25 protein-coding genes are annotated in these 15,060 nt (G+C 58.6%); 21 read left to right on the top strand and 4 right to left on the bottom strand.

Annotated elements, in window-relative coordinates:
• From V7756_RS08205 to V7756_RS08155, 11 genes are all read left to right on the top strand, one after another.
• Window positions 1–360, top strand: a 360-nt coding sequence (locus V7756_RS08205) for a transposase (RefSeq protein ID WP_335609666.1), incomplete at its 5' end; no start/stop codon positions are given.
• A 227-nt stretch (window positions 361–587) separates the two neighbouring features.
• Window positions 588–860, top strand: coding sequence for a CopG family ribbon-helix-helix protein (locus tag V7756_RS08200; protein ID WP_335609665.1), 273 nt, complete (start codon window positions 588–590; stop codon window positions 858–860).
• Window positions 857–1,138 carry a type II toxin-antitoxin system RelE/ParE family toxin gene (locus V7756_RS08195; protein ID WP_335609664.1) on the top strand — a complete coding sequence of 94 codons (282 nt, stop codon included), beginning with the start codon at window positions 857–859 and terminating at the stop codon, window positions 1,136–1,138. The genes V7756_RS08200 and V7756_RS08195 overlap by 4 nt, the downstream gene beginning before the upstream one ends.
• Before the next feature lie 153 nt (window positions 1,139–1,291).
• Window positions 1,292–1,651 (top strand): addiction module protein, encoded by a 360-nt coding sequence (locus V7756_RS08190; protein ID WP_335609663.1) that lies wholly within the window; start codon window positions 1,292–1,294, stop codon window positions 1,649–1,651.
• Window positions 1,652–1,701: 50 nt separating this feature from the next.
• Window positions 1,702–1,953: a hypothetical protein gene (locus tag V7756_RS08185; protein WP_335609662.1), complete on the top strand. Its 252-nt coding sequence runs from the start codon at window positions 1,702–1,704 to the stop codon at window positions 1,951–1,953.
• Between the two features lie 136 nt (window positions 1,954–2,089).
• Window positions 2,090–2,473 carry a 2OG-Fe(II) oxygenase gene (locus V7756_RS08180; RefSeq protein ID WP_335609661.1) on the top strand — a complete coding sequence of 128 codons (384 nt, stop codon included), beginning with the start codon at window positions 2,090–2,092 and terminating at the stop codon, window positions 2,471–2,473.
• A 34-nt stretch (window positions 2,474–2,507) separates the two neighbouring features.
• Window positions 2,508–2,906, top strand: coding sequence for a hypothetical protein (locus tag V7756_RS08175; RefSeq protein ID WP_335609660.1), 399 nt, complete (start codon window positions 2,508–2,510; stop codon window positions 2,904–2,906).
• Between the two features lie 174 nt (window positions 2,907–3,080).
• The gene (locus V7756_RS08170) at window positions 3,081–3,563 is read left to right on the top strand and encodes a GNAT family N-acetyltransferase (RefSeq protein ID WP_335609659.1); all 483 of its coding nucleotides are present in this window, start codon (window positions 3,081–3,083) and stop codon (window positions 3,561–3,563) included.
• Between the two features lie 157 nt (window positions 3,564–3,720).
• Entirely contained in the window at window positions 3,721–3,966 is a 246-nt protein-coding gene (locus V7756_RS08165; RefSeq protein ID WP_335609658.1) for a DUF2164 domain-containing protein, read from the top strand.
• Between the two features lie 117 nt (window positions 3,967–4,083).
• Window positions 4,084–4,623: a metal-dependent hydrolase gene (locus V7756_RS08160; protein WP_335609657.1), complete on the top strand. Its 540-nt coding sequence runs from the start codon at window positions 4,084–4,086 to the stop codon at window positions 4,621–4,623.
• A gap of 241 nt (window positions 4,624–4,864) precedes the next feature.
• Window positions 4,865–5,212, top strand: a complete 348-nt coding sequence (locus V7756_RS08155; RefSeq protein WP_335609656.1) for a DUF3024 domain-containing protein — start codon at window positions 4,865–4,867, stop codon at window positions 5,210–5,212.
• 186 nt (window positions 5,213–5,398) lie between these two features.
• Here the strand turns inward: V7756_RS08155 and V7756_RS08150 are convergent, their stop codons facing one another.
• Window positions 5,399–6,796, bottom strand: coding sequence for an alpha/beta fold hydrolase (locus V7756_RS08150; RefSeq protein WP_335609655.1), 1,398 nt, complete (start codon window positions 6,794–6,796; stop codon window positions 5,399–5,401).
• Between the two features lie 198 nt (window positions 6,797–6,994).
• Here V7756_RS08150 and V7756_RS08145 point away from each other — a divergent pair, with 198 nt between their 5' ends.
• From V7756_RS08145 to V7756_RS08130, 4 genes are all read left to right on the top strand, one after another.
• Window positions 6,995–7,453 carry a DUF4112 domain-containing protein gene (locus tag V7756_RS08145; RefSeq protein WP_335609654.1) on the top strand — a complete coding sequence of 153 codons (459 nt, stop codon included), beginning with the start codon at window positions 6,995–6,997 and terminating at the stop codon, window positions 7,451–7,453.
• A 166-nt stretch (window positions 7,454–7,619) separates the two neighbouring features.
• Window positions 7,620–8,306 carry a nitroreductase gene (locus tag V7756_RS08140; RefSeq protein ID WP_335609653.1) on the top strand — a complete coding sequence of 229 codons (687 nt, stop codon included), beginning with the start codon at window positions 7,620–7,622 and terminating at the stop codon, window positions 8,304–8,306.
• Window positions 8,307–8,621: 315 nt separating this feature from the next.
• Window positions 8,622–8,984 (top strand): septal ring lytic transglycosylase RlpA family protein, encoded by a 363-nt coding sequence (locus V7756_RS08135; RefSeq protein WP_442908974.1) that lies wholly within the window; start codon window positions 8,622–8,624, stop codon window positions 8,982–8,984.
• Window positions 8,985–9,093: 109 nt separating this feature from the next.
• Window positions 9,094–9,510, top strand: coding sequence for a MarR family winged helix-turn-helix transcriptional regulator (locus V7756_RS08130; protein ID WP_335609651.1), 417 nt, complete (start codon window positions 9,094–9,096; stop codon window positions 9,508–9,510).
• 165 nt (window positions 9,511–9,675) lie between these two features.
• On the opposite strand, the gene V7756_RS08125 is transcribed toward V7756_RS08130, so the two are convergent.
• Both V7756_RS08125 and V7756_RS08120 read right to left on the bottom strand, forming a co-directional pair.
• A complete protein-coding gene (locus tag V7756_RS08125; protein WP_335609650.1) occupies window positions 9,676–9,900 on the bottom strand; it encodes a DUF2798 domain-containing protein in 225 nt (74 codons plus the stop codon).
• 56 nt (window positions 9,901–9,956) lie between these two features.
• A complete protein-coding gene (locus V7756_RS08120; protein WP_335609649.1) occupies window positions 9,957–10,448 on the bottom strand; it encodes a DUF2938 domain-containing protein in 492 nt (163 codons plus the stop codon).
• Between the two features lie 77 nt (window positions 10,449–10,525).
• On the opposite strand from V7756_RS08120, the gene V7756_RS08115 reads away from it, so the two are divergent.
• The 6 genes from V7756_RS08115 to V7756_RS08090 all read left to right on the top strand — a co-directional run bounded on the left by V7756_RS08115 (window position 10,526) and on the right by V7756_RS08090 (window position 14,811).
• Window positions 10,526–10,996: a helix-turn-helix domain-containing protein gene (locus tag V7756_RS08115; protein ID WP_335609648.1), complete on the top strand. Its 471-nt coding sequence runs from the start codon at window positions 10,526–10,528 to the stop codon at window positions 10,994–10,996.
• A gap of 139 nt (window positions 10,997–11,135) precedes the next feature.
• The gene (locus tag V7756_RS08110; RefSeq protein WP_335609647.1) at window positions 11,136–12,020 is read left to right on the top strand and encodes a DNA ligase; all 885 of its coding nucleotides are present in this window, start codon (window positions 11,136–11,138) and stop codon (window positions 12,018–12,020) included.
• Between the two features lie 91 nt (window positions 12,021–12,111).
• Window positions 12,112–12,444, top strand: coding sequence for a YnfA family protein (locus V7756_RS08105; RefSeq protein ID WP_335609646.1), 333 nt, complete (start codon window positions 12,112–12,114; stop codon window positions 12,442–12,444).
• 111 nt (window positions 12,445–12,555) lie between these two features.
• Entirely contained in the window at window positions 12,556–13,005 is a 450-nt protein-coding gene (locus V7756_RS08100; protein WP_335609645.1) for an SRPBCC family protein, read from the top strand.
• A gap of 152 nt (window positions 13,006–13,157) precedes the next feature.
• Window positions 13,158–13,514, top strand: a complete 357-nt coding sequence (locus tag V7756_RS08095) for a DMT family protein (protein ID WP_335609644.1) — start codon at window positions 13,158–13,160, stop codon at window positions 13,512–13,514.
• A 100-nt stretch (window positions 13,515–13,614) separates the two neighbouring features.
• The gene (locus tag V7756_RS08090) at window positions 13,615–14,811 is read left to right on the top strand and encodes a BamA/TamA family outer membrane protein (protein WP_335609643.1); all 1,197 of its coding nucleotides are present in this window, start codon (window positions 13,615–13,617) and stop codon (window positions 14,809–14,811) included.
• A 7-nt stretch (window positions 14,812–14,818) separates the two neighbouring features.
• Here the strand turns inward: V7756_RS08090 and V7756_RS08085 are convergent, their stop codons facing one another.
• Complete coding sequence (locus V7756_RS08085; protein ID WP_335609642.1) at window positions 14,819–15,040, bottom strand: putative hemolysin; 222 nt, start codon at window positions 15,038–15,040, stop codon at window positions 14,819–14,821.
• Between the last annotated feature and the right edge of the window lie 20 nt (window positions 15,041–15,060).

The raw sequence follows: 15,060 nt of genomic DNA, 5'->3' as shown, positions 1-15,060 counted from the left end.
GCCTATTTCGAAGGCCGACTGCTGCAATGCCGCAACTGCTCCAAGCGCGAAGCCTGTATGCACAACCCGCAGTCAGCAGAGCACCGCAAGGGCGCAGGACGACAAGTATCATTCCAGCTCGAAGCCAGCCGGCCCCCCAGCTACACCGACTGGATGAAGCACCGTGTGGACAGCCCCGAGGGCAAAGCGATTTATAGCCACAGGATGTCGGTGGTGGAGCCAGTGTTTGGCAATATCGGCACCAACAAACGTCTGAATCGGTTCAGCTTGCGTGGCCGCAGAAAGGTCCAGGGCCAATGGCAGTTGTATTGTTTGGTGCACAACCTAGAGAAGCTGGCGAACTATGGACAATGTGGCTGATGGCCACGCAGTGACTAGCCAGCCAGAGCGCTATTAAAGCGAAAGCGGTATCTACCGATTAGTAATTGAGCAAACACGGCCCTGAAGATCCGAGGCCAGACATAAACACGGAAATGGCTGCGGGATGAACCCGAAAGGGGTTTTTCTACAGCCTCGTTAGATTTTTTTGCAGACCCTCATCGACCATGATGTAATGCAATGTAGTCACCCGCATTGGAGGTACAGTCATGAGCGTCACTACCGTTCGTCTTCAGGCAGAAGTTGAACAACACCTAGAAGCAATCGCCGGCAGGCTCCACCGGAGCAAAGGCTGGGTGATCAACCAGGCACTATCGGAATACATTGAAAAGCAACAGCGTGAGCAGGAACGTTGGCAGCAAACGCTGGAGGCAATGGAGTCGGCCGTCCAAGGAAAGGTAGTTGATGCTAGCCAGGTCCATGATTGGCTCAATAGTTGGGGAACCGAAAACGAGCAGGATGCGCCGAGGTCTGGTAAGTGAAATTGGTTTACACGGACGAAGCAATTAAAGATTTGAAGCGCCTCAGGGAGTTTATCGCAGTTCACAATCCTCCTGCGGCAGGCAGGATCGCCGTAGAACTGGTTGGCAAAATCGAATTACTACCAGACTTCCCCAGAATGGGAGCACCGGTTGAATTGGCGCCGGTACCTGATTCCATCCGCGACATGGTTTTTGGCAAGTATGTTGTCCGCTATTCAGTACACGCGAGTGCCATCATCATTTTAAGGGTATGGCATGAGCTGGAGGGTGAACGGTAGCAATTTAACCAGCCTGTTGCCGGAAAAATTTTCCCTCGCTGCGTGGTTCTAAACTGGCCGCAAAGCTTCGCGTTAAAACGAGAAAGCTGACTCGTGGCACCAGGCGCCCTTCCGTGCCAGAATTGACCGATACGTGGACGAGAGGTTTCTTCCATGAATCTCCAGAAAATTGGAGCCGAGGCGCTCCATCTTCCCCAAGCGGAGCGAGCCCAGTTGCTCCAGCGATTGGTGCTGAATCTTGAGTCTCCGTCAGACCAAGAGCTCAGGTCCTATTGGTTGCTTGAGGCTCGACGTAGAGCTGAGGAACTTGATAATGGCTCGGTTCAGGCCGTGTCCGGTGAGGATGTCATGAGCAAGGCTGAAGCCCTGAATGAACTATTCTTTTCAGCCGGCAGCGGAAGCCGAATTCTCGGAGTCACAGTTTGCGGCTACGAGGCGCACACAGCAGATCGTCTATATGGCCTGCGTTACGGCCAGAAAGTAAAAAATTCCAAGGAAGCCAGATCTGAGTAGCGCTTCTGCGCCAGAGCCTGGAGTCCGCCGGGCTCTATGCGAGGCACTCAATGCAAGAATCAGAGGTTTGCCCTAATTGCTCCGCGCAGTTCATAGCACGCAAGGCGCTTGTGTCTGGTGGCGTGCCCATCGGTTTTAATGTTTTTACCCTTTCAGATGTGGCGGTCATGGTCCGTTGCCCCCAGTGCGGTCAGGTGTTTTCGGCGCGCAAGCTTAAGCTGTTCGGGTTTCTTACGCCGAACGGCATTCGCTCCGTTCTGCTAGGCGTGATTATCATCGGCATAGCCATACTGGTTTTGTGATCTTCTTCAAAACGGGGTGTCACTTTTAGCCTAGAGAGGGTATAGCCCAGGCAAGGCCGTCCGCTGCTGTCTGAACATCTCCGGCAAGCGGGGCTAGAAACTTAACTCTCTTTTGGCAATAGATTAGGCAACGGCTATGCGATGGTTCTATTCGACCCGACAATACCTTACGACTGCGTTCCGCTGGCAGAAGGGTCGTCAGGGCACTGGTTACGACAAGATGTTGTTACTTACCGCCTCCTGGCCCGTTCGATTTGATAGCTATCTGATTCGCTATCCAGAAGGCGCTGAAATTCCGCCACACACCGATCCGGTCGCGGTGGGCCGCCATTACAGGCTGAATATCGTGCTCAAGGCTTCTCATGCGGGCGGTGAGTTTGTCTGCGCAACGCCGCTGTTCGCCACCAGGCGCATCAAGCTGTTCAGACCTGATGCCTGCGAGCACAGCGTTACACGAGTGGTTGGGGGTAGCCGTTATGTCTTGTCGCTAGGCTGGGTGCTGAAGAAAAGCGCGGCCTGAACATCCCGTAAGTCAACCCGAGGGGCGCATATGGATGTTTGAAGGATACCAAGCTGCCGTTGAGGCCTACTTTGATGATTTCGTCGCCGCCTTTGCGAGCTTCGATGGTGAGCGGGTGGCGGCAAAATTCAGCCTGCCCTTCATGGCGAAAGGGCCGGGTGAAGCCTGCCGCGTTTTTGACTCTCGCGCTCAAGTGGCAGCGTATTTTCAGTCGTACCTGGACGGGTATCGCTCGCAGGGCTGCCGTACGTGTCGCTACTCGAAGCTGACTATCCACCAGGTTGGTTCTGAGTGCCTGCTCGCCTCGGTAACCTGGGACCTGTTGGATGGCGCAGGCGCGTCAGTCTCTTCATGGTCCGAGTCGTATATGTTGGGCTCTGCCAGCGGCGAGGTTCTTGCTTTTGCCACCGTCGACCACGTGGGTGAGCGCTAAGCTAGTTTCGTTTGCGGGCAGGCAACCAGGCGGATCGCATGTGGCCGGCTTGCACCGCCCGCTGCGTTTGCCGAGTTGCGCGGCCTTATGCCTGGGCTGGTGTGTGTCTGGTTTGACAGCGAGAAATGAAAGCATTGTCATGAGCACAACACCAGTAGACGCTGGCGTCGCCTGATGGGAGAACTGATGAATCTGCAGGGTCTGATATTGCGGGAGGCCAGACGCGAGGAACATGCCGCACTCCTGGCCTTTGAACAGAAAGTCATCGCGGCGGAGCGGCCCTTCAACCCTGCTTTGAAAGAGCGCGATGCCTATTACTACGATATAGAAGCTCTTATCCTGAGCCCGGACAGCAGGTTGGTAGTTGGGGAGATTGCAGGCGCAATAGTTGCCACCGGTTACTTGCAGATTCGCCAATCGAAGGCCTCATTGAAGCATGAGCGCCACGGCTATCTGGGGTTCATGTATGTGGCAGAGCAGTGCCGCGGGCTTGGGGTGAACAGGCTGATTCTGCAGGATCTGGTGCGATGGGGTGAGCGGCAGGGAATTGCCGACTTCTATCTGGATGTGTATGCAGACAATATCTCTGCGGTGCGAGCCTACGAAAAATTTGGCTTTCAGGGCTCGGTGCTCGAGATGAAACGGAGCCTAGACTAATCCCGAGTATCGTCTCAGCTTGCTTCATATCTTACCGCTGCGCGGGATTCAGAGCATTTTGCAAACCGCGTCGGCAGTTTGCGGCAGGCATCTGCCTGGCGGGGGGTTACGCTTTAATTCACTATTTTCTTTGCAGTATTAACCGGCAGGGCAGGGTATGAAAGACATCGAGTTTTCCAAGGAGCAGAAGGAGCGGATGGTAGGCAAGGTCAAGGCCTACTTTCAGGACGAGCTGCAGCAGGACATTGGCGGTTTTGACGCCGAATTTCTCATCGACTTTTTTGCCAAAGAGCTGGGCCCCAGCTTCTACAATCGTGGCATTTTTGATGCGCAGCAGGTTTTCAACGAGAAGCTGGAAGAGGCGGCATACGTGATACAGGAGCTGGAGCAGCCGGAAGGGTAGCGACTGGGCGCCCGCAGTTATTCCAGCAGTAGCACGGCTGCCAATCCGCCAGTTTGATCAGTTGGTTCACCTTCTACTTCGCCTGGTATGTCAGGTGATTATCGCAACGGAGTGCTTATGTTTATCGGTCACCTGCCTGCAGGCTATGTAGTCGCACGGCTGCTGTTACCGCGCTTTGCCAGTACGGGCGTGACGGCAAGGTATTTCATGCTGGCGGGTATGCTCGGGGCCATCGCGCCTGATCTGGACATGTTCTACTTTTATCTGGTCGATAATCGGCAACATCACCATCACACCTACTGGCCGCACTATCCGGTGATATGGTTCAGCTTGCTCAGCGCTGCCAGCCTCTGGTTCAGCTTGGCGCGCGTGAGGGCTGGAGCGGCGCTGGCGCTTATCTTCGCCGTCAACGGCTGTCTTCACATGCTGCTCGACTCGATTGTGGGCGATGTCTGGTGGTTTGCACCCTGGATAGATCAACCCTTCGTACTGTTCACCGTGCAAGCCGTTTATACCCCCTGGTGGCTTAACTTTTTCTTGCATTGGTCTTTTGCCCTCGAACTGGCGGTGTGGGGGTGGGCCATCTTTTTGTGGCGCCACAAAGCTGCGGCCGCCGGTGATCAGGCCATGCCTGGCGTCGACACCTCCCTTGACTGAGGCTGGCCTGAAGGGCGCTGGCAAGCCCAGTGCTGTCAGGTCAGCGCGGGCACCTTTTGCGTTTGCCGGGCTGACCGAGGAACGGCAGCGTACTGAAGAGGGTCGAACGCTCTGATAGCGACGGGGAGTAACTAATCGCCCCATTGCACAACCTGTGGCAGCGCTTTGCGACCAGCCTTGCGTTGCCGGCGATTCACCACCCGGTAAGGCTGCACTCTCCGGGCTAGAACAGGGAAAGGCTATGGCATTTAGTGAGTTGGCAGTAAAACAAATCGAGCGCGCGGCTGCGGCATTCCTTGAGGCGCGCAGGCCACCTGCGGGCATTCGTCACCAGGTGGACCTGCAAGTGCGCATCAACGAGCAAAGCGTCGAGATAGTCGAGCTTCGTCCTCACCACAGCGATCTGTCCAAAGCCGTGGAGTCGCCGACGGCCAAGGCCGAGTATGTGAATGAGACTCAGCGTTGGCGAGTTTACTGGATGCCCAGCGATCTCGAATGGCATTCATACGAACCACAGCCAGAAGTGAAATCCGTCGACGCGTTTTTTGCGCTGGTCAACGCGGATGAGAACGCCTGTTTTTTCGGCTAGGGTCGGGAACGTTGCTGGAGTCTTGCAGTTGATGGCGCAGAGGCGCAAACGTACCTGGTAGGGGAGCAAGAAAGACTCGAAACGCTTCAGGTGCAGCGCAAGCATTCTGGTAAAAGGCGATAGGGAGTGAGATGACGCTGCTGAGACGCATACAATTGAGCCCCGCTAGCGGGGCTCAATTGTATCTCAGTCTTGCAAAAAGTCGTTTAATATCAGAGATATGCGGTGGTCGGATGAGGCCCAATTGGGCACGTTCAGAGTTTGCAGGTTGCTGGCATCACCGCGTTGCGTGCTGACAATGCTGATATGTCCGTCCGGTGGCGAAGTGGCCGGCATGTACACGTCTACGCCGGTCTGGAAGAGTTGATCCGGGAAGTAGGGCAGCAGATCGCCGCTGGTGATCGCCGGGGTGGCGGCATCGTCGTGTACGTGGATGCCGATATTGCCGGGCCCCATCGCCGCGCTCAGGATGTTGACCGAGGGCTGATCAGGCCACAGGCCGCTGACCGTGGCTATTTCCAGCAGGTCGATCTCAGCGCCATTGTCCACCATCCATTCCAGGTCGCGGCTGATAACCAGTGAGGCATGGTCCGGGCTGGAATTGGTATTGATTTCAATAGCAGAGCCCGCAGGTGAGGTGTTGAAGCGCACCAAGCCCGAGCTGCGCAGGAAAGGTTGGCGATAGAAATGATGCGTGGCGCGGCCGGGGCGCAGCAATTCAAACTCGTAGTGCTCACCTGTCTGCAGATCTGCCGGTCCCCAGCTGCCATCAGCAGCGATGGCAAAGGTAGCGAGCGGATCGTCCGCCTGGCGCTCACCGGTGGCGGAGTCAATCTCCCATACCTGCAAGCTGGTGCCGTCGGCGCCTTCATTGGCCGGGAAGTAGACCGCGCGCCCGGACACCTCAATGGTGCCGTCTTCGGTGCTGATATCCGTGCTGGCGGGTTCCACTCCGGTAAAGAACTCGAATTGCCCGGCAAAGGAGGCAGCCGAGGTGGCGGCTTGCACATGGGTTTCGTCGGGCAGATGAAGGTTGTTGTCGCCCAGGGTTATTGCCTCGTTCACGAAAATCCCCAGGCAGGGTACGTCGCCGGGGCAGGGTGGCGACTCGGTGCTGCCGCCGCCATCCAGCGCGACGTAGCCGTTTACTTTATCGGCGCGCATGGGGTCACTCAGATACTGGGCACAGACTCTGGCGCCCAACGAATGGCAGGCCAGGTTCACCTGCTCGGCGCCCAGCCTGGCCAGCTCGGCGTCCACGTGGGCATCCAGCGCTGCATTGAGCCCACCCGTGGCGGCAACCGTGATAGGTCCAATGCCGTTGGTGCTGTATTCAAAGGCAGAAATATTGTCGGCGTCATAACCATGGCTGTCGAACCGCATCGCTTGGGTCATGTACTGCGAGGCGCTGCCGGCGGTGCCGTGCACGAAGATGAGGGGGCGTATTACTTCCCCTGGCAGGTCGGCAGACTCTTCAGGGTCATCGGAGTCGGAGTCGTCATTGCAGCCAGACAGACCGAGGGTAGTCAGCAGAAATAGCGGCAGGAGCAGGGTCTTGCCCAGTGAGGCACTAATCAACTTCATGCGTATCATCGACTTTACCTTTACTTGTTATTGTTGGATCAGAACCTGAATCTGGCTACAAATGAGGCTAGTTTCAGCTCTGATGGCTGTCAAACGGCCAGTGGAAAACGATCCGCTGCTGAACTTATGCACGCCGTTGCTACTCTGCTACAGATCATGAGGGCCGCTTTCTGACGCCTTTAGAACTCTGGAGATGTCATGACGCAAGCAACAACGGAGGCCCGGCAGCGAGCCATACTCGCCCGGCTGGAAAGGTTCAGCCGTTTTACCGACAGCAACATTGGCATCCCTTTTACGCGTTTTCGCATAGGTACCGAGGCGATTGTGGGGCTGGTGCCGGTGGTTGGTGATCTGGCGGGCTTGGCAATGTCGGGTTATGTGCTGCTGGAGGCGCAGCGCGCTGGTGCTGACAAGGCTCTGAAACGGCAAATGCTGCGTGATGTGGCCATCGACTTTGTCGGCGGCCTGGTGCCGGTGGTGGGCGATGCCTTTGACGCCATATACAAGGCCAACACCCGGAATACCCGGCTGTTGAAAGGCTATCTGGACAAACAGTTGAACCCTGAGCCACCGCCCGCTTCCTTTCCCTGGAACATGCTGATCGGCCTGTCCGTTCTATTTGCGCTGATCATCGGCGGCCTGGCGCTTCTGTTCTAGACCAGCGCCGCTCACCGCGCTTGTGCGGTCATAGAGCGCATTGATAAGCGTGCATACTCAAAGCACCTGCCACGCTGAGCGACGGCGTGGATATGCTAACGTCTGGCTCCCTGGCGCTGGTCGCGGCTTGCGACCGTAGCGCCCCATTCTCACCAGGAGACCAGCAATGAATTACGACGATGTTGTGCTTGGCCGTCGCAGTATTCGTGCCTTTGAACAGCGCGCTGTGCCGCGTGACGTGCTTGAAGAAGTCATTTCCCTGGCCACACGCGCGCCATCGTCAATGAACACGCAGCCGTGGCATTTGCATGTGCTGACTGGCGAGCCTCTGGACCGCATTCGCGCCGAGAATACCGAGCGCATGCTCAACGGCGTGCCCCCGGCGAAGGAAAGCCGCGGCATTGGCAGCTACGAGGGCGGACATCGCCAGCGGCAGATCGAGATTGCCGTGCAGCTCTTCGAGGCCATGGGCATCGCCCGTGATGACAAGGCCAAACGCCAGGATTGGGTTTTGCGCGGCTTCCGCCAGTTTGATGCGCCGGTATCCATCGTGGTGACTTACGACAAGGTGCTACGCGAAGGCGATATCGCCCAGTTCGATTGTGGCGCCCTGGTCAACGCGCTGGTTAACGCGGCCTGGTCTCGCGGCCTGGGCTGCGTAGTCAACAGCCAGGGCATCATGCACTCATCGGTCGTGCGTGAACATGCGCAGATTCCGGACGATCAGGTGGTGATGATCTGCGTGGCCATGGGTTACCCGGATGAAGATTTTCCGGCCAATGCCGTGGTGTCCAAGCGTCGCCCGGTCAGCGAGGTGGCGAGCTTTGTGGGTTTTGGCGAGCCAGTGGCTTGAAGCCTTGGAAGAGTCGAAGTAGAGCAGGGCAGATGCTTCGCTCAGCTATCCCCCCAGCAGGATAACGCCAAACCGGGTTGCCTGGGCCGGCCGGGTTTATCCCGGCCTGCGGTGGTGCGCTTATAGCCGTTGTGGTTAGACTGCGTTTGACCTTGGCCCAGGGTGACGCGGGAGGTGGAGGAGGGCGCTCGAGCCTTATGCTCGCTCGGCGGCGGGCGCAAGGCACTGGCGGCCTGAAAGTCTGCCGGTCTCGTTTAACCTGCTGGTCTGGTGCCAGCGAACCATTAAAAGCGAAGGCTTGATTTGAAATACATAATGCTCGTTTTGTACTTGGTGCTGTCCGGTTGCAGTAGTGTCCAGCCTGGCGCGGCGGGTGACTGGGCCGGCTACAAGGAGTCCGGGCAGGCGTCATTTTATGCCGATAAACATCAGAATATGCGCACCGCCAGCGGCGAACCGTACCGGCACGATCTGCCCACCGCCGCCCACAAGAAACTGCCGTTTGGCTCCATGGTCAAGGTCACCAATACCGCCAACGGCAAAAGCGTGGTGGTGCGCATCAACGACCGTGGGCCCTTCGTGCGCGGCCGCGTGATTGATCTGTCGAAAACCGCCTTCAGCCGCATCGGCAGCCTATCTGCGGGCCTGCTCAATGTGCAGATCGAGGTGTTGCGCTAGCGCCAGCTGCCTGGACGGCGCGAAAGTATTTAAGTTGTGTTGTGCTTGACTGCGCAAGTATTTGCGAAATATAGTTGCGCCCTCAAACATTGCTCAATGGATATTTTTCATGTCTTCTTCTCAGAGCCACCTCCTGATAGAGCTGGTTACCTTGCACAGCAAGATTCAGAAGCGACTGGCCGGGCCATTGTCCTGCCACGGCATCAGCCTTACCGATTATCTGGTGTTGCAGCAGCTGGCGCACGCGCCAGACAAACGATTACGTCGGGTCGATCTGGCACAGCAGGTGGGTTTGAGTGCCTCGGGGGTGACCCGCTTGCTGAGCCCTTTGCAAAAAATCGGCTTGATCAGCAAAGAAGAGTCGGCGCGCGATGCGCGGGTGAGCCTGGTCACGCTGACAGCTGCCGGCGAACGAATATTCAGGGATGCCCTGGCAACCTTTGATCAGACCGCGCAAGCCCTGCTTGGGTCTGTTAGCCATGAAGATCAGAAGACGTTGCTGAGAATCACCGGTTCACTGCTCTGATGTGAGCAGTTGAACCGCGCCTGAACGTCAGCGGATATCCACGCAGCAGGCTAGGCAGCGCCATACCAGAGGAGTTTGCCTTGGGAGCTGTTCATATGGTTTTTGGCCCGCGTACAGCGCTGTGAGCAGCGAATCTGGGCGACGGTCTGCGCGGCAGCTCAATCCTCAGGCGGTTACCCTGCCGACTATTCCCCGTACCCAGGGCGCCACTATGGCGACGGTTGGAAAGGCGATGGGCCAGGTGGTCAGGCAGCTTTTCAGCCATTGCGCGAGGAAGCCGGAGTGCAGCCCCTGGGAGCTGACGAGCACAAAGGCGGAGACGATGGCCACCATGATGACCGAGAGTAGTGCGCTGAATAGTAGGGGGGCAAAACGGGCCGGAATACGCATTCTTGATTTTCCTGAATGGTGCGGTGGTTGAAATCAGCGTGTGCTGCTGTAGGTGTTCAGATCAGTTGAAACAATTGCGCCACCGTGGCGGCGAGGTATAGACCCAAACCGAACACGGCATGGGTTATCAAACTCTGCAGTCGGGCGGCGTTGGGGCGCGGCGTGCGGCTGGCGGCAATGCCGGCACCCATTGCGGGTTGCATCAATAAAAACGGTGCCGCGACCGTGGCCAGACCCACTCCCAATGCCGGGCCCAGGGTGGGTTGCGCCAGCCAGCTCGCACCGCAGAGGCCGATCAACAGCGCTGCGAAGGCGATGCCGGTCAGGTAGTGCACTGCCCAGCCAAGCAGGGATTCGCCGCGTACCGGTGCCGCACCACCAATAGCATCGTGCCGAATACGGCCGCGGAACATGTGCGCGACCCAGCGGCCGACCAGGCCGTAGTTGGGCGGCGCGACGCCCAGCAGCGGCTGGCGGATATAGCCCCAGCAGTCCATTACGGCAGTAGCGCCTACTCCTAAAAACAGCGTGGCTGACAGGTGGTCCATGGTGCTCTCCGGGGTGACTTGATTTGACGGTGATTGCAGCGTACAACTTCAAGTCAACTTTAAGTCAAGAGGCTGCGATGGATATTGCCGAGGTCGCGAAAAGGTCGGGTTTGCCGGCCTCCACGTTGCGCTATTACGAAGAAAAGGGATTGATTGCTTCGGTGGGCAGACGCGGCCTGCGCCGGCTGTTCAACGCCAATGTGCTGGAGGGTCTGGCACTGATCGCGTTAGGGCGCTCGGCTGGCTTCTCCCTGGATGAGATCGCGAGCATGCTGGGCACTGATGGGCAGCCGCAGATAGATCGCCAGTTGCTCGCGGACAAGGCTGATGAGCTGGATGCTACCGTCCGTAAACTGGCAGCGATGCGCGATGGCCTGCGGCATGCGGCGATCTGCTCTGCGCCCAGCCACATGGAATGTCCTACCTTTCGCCGCTTGTTGGGGTTGGCCGCCGCAGGCGCCGCCAAATCGGCACGCAAACCTTCGATCAAAGCGCGTGTTGACTCTGGTTTGCGGGCCGGGCGTGACAGATCATCCCGCCAAGAGTGATCTGCGCAGCAGTTCGGGCCGCCAGTTTTTGGTGTGGCTGAGCATCGCGTGAACAATGCAGGGATCCTTTCATTCGGCAATTTTTTCGAGCGTGGCGTAGCCAACTGGCTGATCTGCGGCGGAACCACAGGGACGTTGCATGTTGCACCTGCGTGTTTTTTTCATCGTTTTACTCCTGAGCGGTGTTTCGCCGCTCACTCTGGCGCAGAGCTCTGCGCATCAACCCATGCTGGCGAGCGTGTATGCCGGCGAAGCGGAGGTTAGCCAGTATTGGGTCAGTGAAAAGCTCGATGGCGTGCGCGCCCACTGGGACGGCAAGACCTTGTGGAGTCGCGGCGGATACCCCATCGCAGCCCCCGCCTGGTTCACTCGCGGCTGGCCCACCACGGCCATGGACGGCGAGCTGTGGCTGGGGCGCGGCACCTTTGATCAGCTCAGCGGCATAGTGCGTCGCGCCGAACCTGACGAGGCGCATTGGCGGCAGGTGCGCATGATGGTGTTTGACCTGCCGCAGCAGGGTGGCTCCTTTACCGAGCGGGTGGCGGAAATGCGGCAATTGTCTGCGTTGAAGCTGGCAACGCTGCAGCCGGTTCCGCAGTTTCGGGTAGCCAGCGCCGATGAATTGGATGCGCGTCTCGCCAGCCTGGTGGCGGCTGGCGCGGAGGGGCTGATGCTGCATCATCAGGATGCCCGCTATCTGCCTGGCCGCAGCGCGGCGCTGTTGAAATACAAAGCCTATGATGATGCCGAAGCGCAGGTGACCGGCTATACACCGGGCAAGGGCAAGTACCAGGGGCTGGTGGGTGCGCTGGAGGTAACAGACGCCGCCGGGCGTCGTTTTCGTCTGGGTAGCGGTCTGAGCGATGCGCAGCGGGCCAGTCCGCCGGCGATTGGCAGTTGGGTCACCTATCGCTATAACGGGCTTACCTCTACCGGGCTGCCGCGGTTTGCGCGTTTTCTGCGCGTGCGTCAGGCGATCGCTGGGCCCCAGAGACCCTCTGATCATCCTGGGCACGATGGCTAAGACGCCTGGTGGTGATATGGCTGATTGAGCTGCGCAGAGATCATCGGGCATGATGACGCGCTTCTGCCGCCGTTTTTCTGGAGTTGTCGCTGTGCCTGAACTGAAAACCCTGGGCCTGTTTCTGCTGACCGCACTGGCGGAAATCATCGGCTGCTACCTGCCTTATCTTTGGCTGCGCGAGGGCAAGACGGTCTGGCTGCTGCTGCCGGCTGCGCTCAGTCTGGCGCTTTTTGCCTGGCTGCTGACACTGCACCCCACTGCGGCTGGCAGGGTCTATGCTGCTTACGGTGGCGTGTATATCTTTACCGCGATCCTCTGGTTGTGGGCGGTTGACGGAATTCGTCCCAGCGGCTGGGATTTGCTGGGCTCAGCGATAGCACTGCTGGGCATGGCGATCATCATGTTCGCGCCGCGTACGGCCTGACGGCCTGGCCATGCATTTTTCCGGGTCTTGTCGAAAGCCGCCGCGTTCAAGCGACCTGTAAGCACCACTGCAGTCTTGCGTGGTCACCAAGGTTCTACGAGGAGGCAGCCCATGCCCAGCACCCTACGTCTGCACCGCGTCCTGATGGCGCCACCTGAGCGCGTCTACCGCGCCTTTCTTGACCCCGACGCCATGGTTAAATGGCTGCCGCCGCACGGCTTTACCGGCAAGGTGCACGAGCACGACGCCCGCGTGGGTGGCCGCTATCGTATGTCCTTCACCAACTTCACTACTGGCAGCAGCCACCGCTTTGGCGGGACCTATCTTGAGCTGATACCCAACGAGCGTATCGTCAATGATGACAATTTCGACGACCCCAACCTGCCCGGCACCATGCGCAACACGGTAGAGCTGCGCGCCGTCGCCTGCGGTACCGAGCTGACTATCATCCAGGAGGGCGTACCCGATGTGATTCCCGCAGAGTCCTGCTACCTGGGGTGGCAGGAGTCGCTGACTCTGCTGGCGCAACTGGTACAAGCGGAGATTCCAGACGAAGCTTGAGCGACTATCACACCCTGTTGGCTGCAGCGGAGCCATGATTCCGTATGATGGTGGGCAGCCTCTGGCGCCGGCCTGAGAGCGCCGGTAAAATCGCGCTCTGGCCGGCTGACAGCGCAGTCCCGCGCTCGCATACCTGTCCGGCGGAGGTCCTGATGCAGAAAATCGGTTTGACCATCCTGTTGCTCTCGCTCAGCAACGTCTTCATGACCTTTGCCTGGTACGCCCACCTCAAGGAGCTGAGCAGCAAGCCGTGGATTATTGCAGCCCTCATCAGCTGGGGCGTGGCCTTCTTTGAATACATGCTGCAGGTGCCGGCCAACCGCATTGGCTACGCGGTACTGTCGCTGGGCCAGCTGAAAATACTGCAGGAGATCATCGCGCTCTCGGTTTTTGTGCCCTTCGCTGTGTACTACATGAAAGAGCCGCTCAAGCTCGACTATCTCTGGGCCGGCCTGTGCATTCTGGGCGCGGCCTACTTCATCTTTCGCAGCAAATGGGGCGTGGCCTGAGCGGAGGTGTTCGCTGTTTCTGACGTTGCCCGCGCGCATTGCCACGGCTTGGCTATAGTGAACTGCAACCGCTCAAAAGCTGACTCAGGGATGCTTTTCGATGAAAGCACGCACTGCTCTGCTATTGGGACTGCTAGCCGGCGCGGGGCAGGCCCAGGCCGATTTCTATTCCAGCTACCTGAAAGATCCTGAGGATGGCATGCTCGATGCCAGCCAGTATCTGTCGCAGGTGCCGCTGGGCTTCCTGCCGGTGCCTGCACCTATTACCGAGCCCGCCGTGGGTACGGGGCTGGCCGTCATGGGGATTTTCTTTCATGAGTCCGCAGAGCAGAAAGAGCAGCGTCTGACCGCTGCGGGTGGCAACCCCGTGCTGCCCAAGAACATCAGCGTGGTGGGCTTTGGCGCCACCAATAATGGCAGTAAAGGCGGCGGGTTGGGACATCTGGGGTTCTGGAAGGACGACAGCCTCAGGTACAAGGGTTTTCTGCTGTATTCCGACTTCAACCTCGATTTCTACTCATTGGGCAATCTGAATTTGGACCGCCCGGTGGAGCTGAATATCAGCGGTCCGCTGCTGCTGCAACAGCTGACCTGGCGCGTGCCGGATAGCAACTGGTTTGTCGGCGGCAGGCAGCTTTACCGGCATGTGGACGCCAGCCTGGCCGGCGGAGAGAATGCCCCGACCCTGGCCAACCCGGTGCTGAATGAGCGTTTACAGGCTTTTCTGAACAGCGACCTGGACCGCAAGATCACTACCTCCGGGCTGGGCCTGCTGCTGGAATACGATTCGCGTAACAACCCCATGGGCCCTACTCTGGGCTACGACTACACCTTGCAGTACACGCGCTTCGACTCGGCCTTTGGCAGTGACGTGGAGTACGATGAATATCATGCCGAAGGACTGAATTACTGGGCCTTGTCAAAGCAGTTCGATCTGGCGCTGCGCATGCAGTACGACGCTGTTGATGCGGGCGACAGCCAGCGGCTGCCGCCCTATGTGATGCCCGCTGTGGACTTGCGCGGGGTCTCGGCCACGCGCTATCAGGGTGAGCAGGTGGCTACAGCCGAGGTGGAGCTGACCTACAAGCTCAATCGGCGCTGGAAGTTCAATACCTTTACCGGGGTGGCGCGTGCCGCCGACAGCATTGGCGACATGGGCTCGGCCAGTTCCATCACCAACCTGGGCGTCGGCTTTCGCTACCTGATCGCCAGCCGCTACGGCTTCTGGATGGGCAGCGATGTGGCGCGCGGCCCGGAAGAAACCGCCTTCTATATCCAGGCCGGCTCCGTTTGGTAGCGATCTTTCACTGATTTGCCCGGTAGTACTCCCAGCCATCCATCTCGCTACCATCAGCCAGGCGGCAGATGCCAGTCTGGGTGTTGTACTCGCCGCCCTGTTGCACACAGAAGGTGGCGGCGGGGTTGGGCAGGCCCATCGCGGGTACGGACGGTTTTGACTCTTTGCTGCTGCAGGCCGCTAGCGCCAGCAGCGCCAATCCAGCGACTAAGAGGGTGGTTATTTTCATGCTGGTCTCTCCGTTGTGGC

The sequence above is a fragment of the Halopseudomonas sp. genome (genome assembly GCF_036961105.1).
GTDB lineage: Bacteria > Pseudomonadota > Gammaproteobacteria > Pseudomonadales > Pseudomonadaceae > Halopseudomonas.
Note: the sequence above shows the minus strand (reverse complement) of the source record. Positions and strands in the feature narration are given on the sequence as shown.